At 70.2% G+C, this 6,231-nt stretch carries 6 protein-coding genes; 3 read left to right on the forward strand and 3 right to left on the reverse strand.

From position 1 onward, the window contains the following. The first annotated feature begins 111 nt into the window (after window positions 1-111). Entirely contained in the window at window positions 112-1,758 is a 1,647-nt protein-coding gene (locus AB0I15_RS30655; RefSeq protein ID WP_358102646.1) for a DNA repair helicase XPB, read from the forward strand. Window positions 1,759-1,977: 219 nt separating this feature from the next. Here the strand turns inward: AB0I15_RS30655 and AB0I15_RS30660 are convergent, their stop codons facing one another. After that, complete coding sequence (locus AB0I15_RS30660; RefSeq protein WP_358102649.1) at window positions 1,978-2,304, reverse strand: hypothetical protein; 327 nt, start codon at window positions 2,302-2,304, stop codon at window positions 1,978-1,980. Between the two features lie 128 nt (window positions 2,305-2,432). Between AB0I15_RS30660 and AB0I15_RS30665 the strand changes: the two genes are divergently transcribed. Then, window positions 2,433-4,433, forward strand: coding sequence for an AAA family ATPase (locus tag AB0I15_RS30665; RefSeq protein WP_358102651.1), 2,001 nt, complete (start codon window positions 2,433-2,435; stop codon window positions 4,431-4,433). Window positions 4,434-4,497: 64 nt separating this feature from the next. Then, window positions 4,498-5,028 (forward strand): YbhB/YbcL family Raf kinase inhibitor-like protein, encoded by a 531-nt coding sequence (locus AB0I15_RS30670; protein WP_358102653.1) that lies wholly within the window; start codon window positions 4,498-4,500, stop codon window positions 5,026-5,028. Between the two features lie 441 nt (window positions 5,029-5,469). Here the strand turns inward: AB0I15_RS30670 and AB0I15_RS30675 are convergent, their stop codons facing one another. Beyond that, a complete protein-coding gene (locus AB0I15_RS30675) occupies window positions 5,470-5,679 on the reverse strand; it encodes a hypothetical protein (protein WP_358102654.1) in 210 nt (69 codons plus the stop codon). Between the two features lie 146 nt (window positions 5,680-5,825). Beyond that, window positions 5,826-6,231, reverse strand: a 406-nt coding sequence (locus tag AB0I15_RS30680; protein ID WP_358102656.1) for a TCP-1/cpn60 chaperonin family protein, incomplete at its 5' end; no start/stop codon positions are given.

Below are 6,231 nucleotides of genomic sequence, written 5' to 3' on the forward strand. Positions count from 1 at the left end.
GGACTAATCCTTGCCCGCTCGTTGTTGGAGAGTCGGAGCGGGGGAGCCGGGATCAGGAGACGATGGTCCTGTTGCGCCAGGCCCCGTCCGGAAACCCCACGGAGATAGCCAGTGAGCGATGGACCGCTGATCGTCCAGTCGGACAAGACGCTACTGCTCGAGGTCGACCACGAGCAGGCCGACGCGTGCCGTAAGGCCATCGCGCCGTTCGCCGAGCTGGAGCGCGCACCAGAACATGTGCACACCTACCGCGTCACCCCCCTCGCGCTGTGGAACGCCCGCGCGGCGGGCCACGACGCCGAGCAGGTCATCGACGCGCTCATCAGCTTCAGCCGCTACCCGGTGCCGCACGCGCTGCTCGTGGACGTGGCCGAGACCATGGCCCGCTACGGCCGGCTGCGGCTGGAGAAAGACCCGGTCAACGGCCTGGTCCTGACCTCCACCGACCGGGCCGTGCTCGAAGAGGTGCTGCGCTCGAGGAAGATCCAGCCGATGCTGGGCGAGCGGCTCAACGCCGACTCGGTCATCGTGCACCCGAGCGACCGGGGCAACGTCAAGCAGGCGCTGCTCAAGCTGGGCTGGCCCGCGGAAGACCTGGCCGGCTACGTGGACGGCGAGCAGCACCCCATCGAGCTGCTGCAGGACGGGTGGACGCTGCGGCCCTACCAGCGGGAGGCGGCCGACGCCTTCTGGAACGGCGGCTCCGGCGTGGTCGTGCTCCCCTGTGGCGCGGGCAAGACCATCGTCGGCGCGGCGGCCATGGCCCACGCCCAGGCCACCACGCTCATCCTGGTCACGAACACGGTCTCGGCGCACCAGTGGAAGACCGAGCTGCTCAAGCGCACGTCACTGACCGAAGACGAGATCGGCGAATACTCCGGCTCGAAGAAGGAGATCCGCCCGGTCACCATCGCCACCTACCAGGTGATGACGACCAGGCGTAAAGGCGTCTACAGCCATCTGGAACTGTTCGACGCCCGCGACTGGGGCCTGGTCGTCTACGACGAGGTGCACCTGCTGCCCGCGCCGATCTTCAGGATGACCGCCGACCTGCAGGCCCGCCGTCGGGTCGGGCTGACCGCGACGCTGGTGCGCGAGGACGGGCGCGAGGGCGACGTGTTCTCGCTCATCGGTCCCAAGCGTTACGACGCGCCGTGGAAGGAGATGGAGAACCAGGGCTGGATCGCGCCAGCCGACTGCGTCGAAGTACGCGTGACGCTGACCGACGAGGAGCGGCTGGCGTACGCGATGGCGGAGTCGGAGGAGCGCTACCGCTTCTGTGCCACCACGCCGTCGAAGACGCAGGTCACCGAGGCGCTGGTGCGTCGGCACCTGGGCGAGCAGGTGCTGGTCATCGGCCAGTACATCGACCAGCTCGACGAGCTCGGCGAGCACCTCAACGCGCCGGTCATCAAGGGCGAGACCCGGGTCAAGGAGCGTGAGCGCCTCTACCAGGCCTTCCGCGACAAGGAGATCCAGGTGCTGGTGGTGTCGAAGGTGGCCAACTTCTCCATCGACCTGCCGGAGGCGGCCGTCGCGATCCAGGTGTCGGGCACGTTCGGCTCACGCCAGGAGGAGGCCCAGCGGCTCGGGCGGGTGCTGCGGCCCAAGGCCGACGGCGGGGGCGCGCGGTTCTACACGGTGGTCAGCAGAGACACGGTGGACCAGGAGTTCGCGGCGCATCGGCAGCGGTTCCTGGCCGAGCAGGGATACGCCTACCAGATCATCGACGCCGATGACGTACTGGGCGGGGTGTAACGCTTGGTAATGCCCGGCCGCTCGCCCGAGCGGCCAGGCATTCAGCGTGGTGTCACGTCCACGAGACTCCTCGGGCCGAAGACATTCGAACCACCCCCCTCACCTGCGTACTATCACGCCGCCTGCGACATACCCTCATGATCCGGCAAACCCACCTGATATGCCCGAATTTTTCGGTATTCCCAGGTTCGTTACCAGAGTGCGGTTCTGCCAGATTCGTTACCGCGCCAGCATGCCGCCGAAGAACAGCACACCCTCCGCGACGACCCAGGACAGCACCCCCGCGCCCATGAGACGGGCGAAGGCACGCGCGTCATTACGGGGCCAGGGCAGCAGCCAGGCGGCCACCGTGCAGCAGGCGGCGAGTGCGGCGAACAGCCCCGACACCGTGGAGACCGTGCTGAGCCGCCGCGAGCAGGCCGACGTGAGCTCACCACCTGAGCAGAACGCCTCCAGACCCCACCCCGCGAACACCGACAACCCCCACAGCGCCGCGAGCAGAAAGCTCGCGATCGTCGGGATGATCGGCGAGAACCGGAGCTGCACCCGCGCCACCTTCCTTCCCTACCCCGCCCGCCGGAGGTAAATGCTTTGGAAGCCCGGCCGAGTCGCCACTAAACTGGCCGATTCGCTGCCTTGACCACCTCCGTAACGAACCAGGGAGGCGCTTTCGCATGCCCGCACACCAATTGGCCCCCGACATACCCTCCGACGTCCTCGCCGCCGAGCAGGCCCACCTGGCCGAATCCAGGGCCGCCCTCAAGGCCATGCGCGCCCACGCGCAATCCCTGTCCGCCGACGCGGCGGGCGACTGGGTGTCGCAGCAGATCCTCCAGTCGCTGCTCGACAAGCGGGTCGCCGCGCTGGCCGACCACCCGGACACGCCGCTGTTCTTCGGCCGCCTCGACCGCGCCGCCGGCGACGACCTGCCCGGCGTGATCTACGTCGGCCGCCGCCACGTGCACGACGGCGGCAGCAAGCCGCTGGTCATCGACTGGCGGGCGCCGGTGTCCCGCGCGTTCTACCAGGCCAGCCCGGCCGACCCGATGGGCGTCGTACGCCGGCGCCGCTTCGGCTACCATGGCGGCGCGCTCACCGCGTTCGAGGACGAGCCGCTCGGCGAGGGCGGCGAGATCGGCCCCTCGAAGATCCTCACCCAGGAGATCGAGCGCCCGCGCACCGGCCCGATGCGCGACATCGTCGCCACCATCCAGCCCGACCAGGACGAGATCGTCCGCGCGACCCTGGCCCAGACGGTCTGCGTGCAGGGCGCGCCCGGCACCGGGAAGACGGCCGTCGGCCTGCACCGGGCCGCCTACCTGCTGTTCACCCACCGCGAGCGGCTGGCCAGATCCGGCGTCATGATCGTCGGACCGAACCGGGCCTTCCTGTCCTACATCTCCTCGGTTCTGCCCGCGCTCGGCGAGGTCAAGGTCGACCAGACGACGGTGGCGGGCCTGCTCGGCGAGCACGCGACGCCGGAGGAGCCGCTCGTCTCCGCGATGAAGGGCGACGCCAGGATGGCGGCGGTGCTCGAACGCGCGCTCTGGCTGCACATCGTCAAGCCGGAGGAGGGCGTGGTGTTCACCAAGGGCGCCTACCGCTTCCGGGTGGCCGACTACGAAGTACGCGAGATCGTGGCCTCCTTGCGCGGCACCACCCGCTACAACCCGGGCCGGGCGGCCCTGGCGCAGCGGCTGGCCCACATGGTGCTGGTCCGGATGGAGCAGCGCGGCGAATCGCCGGACGACCGGGTGCAGGACGCGGTGGCCAGGTCGAAGCCGGTCAAACAACTCGTGGATGCGGTCTGGCCGAAACTCACGCCCGAACAAGTCCTTTACCGACTTCTGTCGGATCCGGAATTCTTGGCGCGAGCCGCTAAATCCGATTTGTCGCCCGAAGAGCAAGAAAAGCTGATTTGGCGGAAGCCGTACCGGGGCTGGAAGTCCGCGAAATGGTCCGCCGCCGACGCCGCGCTCCTCGACGAACTCGGCGACCTGATGGAACGCACTCCATCGCTCGGCCACCTGGTCGTCGACGAGGCGCAGGACCTTTCCGAAATGCAGCTCAGAGCGCTCGGCCGGCGCTGCCGCAACGGCTCGGCCACCGTGCTCGGCGACCTGGCCCAGGGCACCACGCCGTGGTCCACCACTTCGTGGGAGTCGGTGCTCGAGCACCTGGGCCAGCGCGAGGGCGAGGTCACGGAGCTGACGCTGGGCTTCCGCGTGCCGCGCGAGGTCCTCGACTACGCGGCCCGCCTGCTCCCCGCCATCGCCCCCGGCCTGGCCCCGCCGCAGTCGCTGCGCCCCGGCCTCGGCTCGCTCACGGTACGCCAGGGCGGCACGATCGCCCAGGCCGCCAAGGAGGCGCTGGCCAGGGAGGGCTCGATCGGCGTCATCGTCCCCGACGCGCTGGTCGCCGAGACCTCCGACGCGCTGGCCGACCACCCGCACGCCGTGCTCGACCCCGACTCCCCCGACGAGCACCGCCTGCTCATCGTCCCCGCCACCCTGGCCAAGGGCCTCGAGTACGACCACGTCATCGTGGTGGAGCCCGCCGACATCGTCGAGGCCGAGCCCCGCGGCCTGGCCCGGCTGTACGTCGTCCTGACCCGGGCGGTCACGTCCCTGACGGTCCTGCACGACAAGGCGCTGCCGGCCCCGCTGGCGGCGTGAGAGGCGGCGGGCGCGGCCGCTTCTAGGATGGCTGGGCAAGCAGCTCTCACCCTAGGAGGATGCCGTGCCCGCACCGCTTCCACATGAACACCTGCCGTCGGTCCCCGCGCTCGTGGTCGAGAGCGACGACATCCAGGACGGCGAGAGGCTCAACGACCTCCACGTCTTCAACGACTGGGGCATGACCGGCCAGAACCTCTCACCGCACCTGCGCTGGTCCGGCGCCCCCGAGGGGACCCGCGGCTACGCCGTCACCTGCTACGACCCCGACGCCCCGACGGGCAGCGGCTTCTGGCACTGGGTGCTGTTCGGCCTCCCGGCCTCCGTGACGGAGCTGCCCACGGGGGCCGGCACGCAGCCCGACTTCAAGGGCCTGCCCGACGGCGCCACGCACGCCCGCAACGACTACGGCACCAAGGCGTACGGCGGCGCGGCCCCGCCCCCCGGCGACCCGCACCGCTACGTCTTCACGGTGCACGCCCTGGGCGTGGACGAACTGGGCGTGGACAGCGACGCCAGCCCGGCGGTGGTGGGCTTCAACATCACCGCCAACACCCTGGCCCGCGGCCACATCATCGCCCACTACGGCGTCTGACCCACCCACACCCCGACACCGGGTATCGACGATAGGCGGCCAACACCCGATACGGACATCGCCCACCCAACCCGGCCCCACCCGAACCACCCCAGGCAGGCCGAACCGAACCGAACCGGGCTGGACCGGGACCGGGACCGGAGCCGAGGCCTGAGCCGGGAGTCGAGCCGGGAGCCGGGGGCTGGGCCGGGGCGGCGGCCAGGTCGCACGCCCGTACCCACGGTGCGGTCCCGCCGCAACGCCCCCGAACGCAGCAGGCGCCCCGCCGTTACGGCGGGGCGCCTTCTGGTGCGAGCCAGGTGGTGCCGGAGGGGTGCCCGGCGCAGGTCATGCCGACCGGCGCGTGTGGGCCGGGTAAGCCGGTCGGCGCCCCGCGGGTGCGAGCCGCGGCCGCCAGGCTCCCGAGGGTGACCTCACCCGGTGACCCGAAGCCGAGAGACGTCAGCCGCAGGCGAGGAGCTGCGGCAGCAGCGCGTCGACGAGCGGGATTCCCACCTCCGAGACCGGGGCGCAGAGCGGAGCGCGCAGCTCCTGCAGAATGCTGAAATCGGTCGGGTAATGCCCGTCCGCGTGCGCGGGAGCCGCGGTGGCGGTCGCTGCGGCCAAGGTCAGGGCGGCGATGCCGAAAATACGCTTGCTGCGGGAAAGCATCCTCTACTCCTTCGTTGAGGCGGTGTGGCAACCACCTTTCCTCACTCCAAGTAGCGGATCAATTGTGAAACGTAATGGCAGCTAAACAAAACAAGAGCGGCCCGGAAAAGCCCGGGCCGCTCTTGGTGACAGTGACGAGAAATGACCTAGAAGTCCATGTCGCCGCCGCCGGGCATGCCGGCCGGGGCTGCAGGGGTCTTCTCGGGCTTCTCGGCGATGACGGCCTCGGTGGTGAGGAAGAGCGCCGCGATGGAGGCGGCGTTCTGCAGCGCCGAGCGCGTCACCTTGGCCGGGTCGAGGATGCCCGCCTCGAACATGTTGACGTATTCGCCGGTGGCCGCGTTGAGGCCCTCACCCGGGGTGAGGTTGCGGACCCGCTCGACCACGACGCCGCCCTCGAGGCCGGCGTTGACCGCGATCTGCTTGAGCGGCTCCTCCAGCGCCTTGCGCACGATGGCGGCACCGGTGGCCTCGTCGCCGGTCAGCTCGAGCTTGTCGAACGCCTTGGCGCCGGCCTGCAGCAGCGCCACGCCACCGCCGGGCACGATGCCC

The sequence above is a fragment of the Nonomuraea sp. NPDC050643 genome (assembly GCF_040654715.1).
Taxonomy (GTDB): Bacteria; Actinomycetota; Actinomycetes; order Streptosporangiales; family Streptosporangiaceae; genus Nonomuraea.

Coding starts and splice junctions, on each gene's coding strand:
- AB0I15_RS30665 (WP_358102651.1), top strand. CDS start 2,433: ATGCCCGCACACCAATTGGCCCCCGACATACCCTCCGACGTCCTCGCC.
- AB0I15_RS30675 (WP_358102654.1), bottom strand. CDS start 5,679: ATGCTTTCCCGCAGCAAGCGTATTTTCGGCATCGCCGCCCTGACCTTG.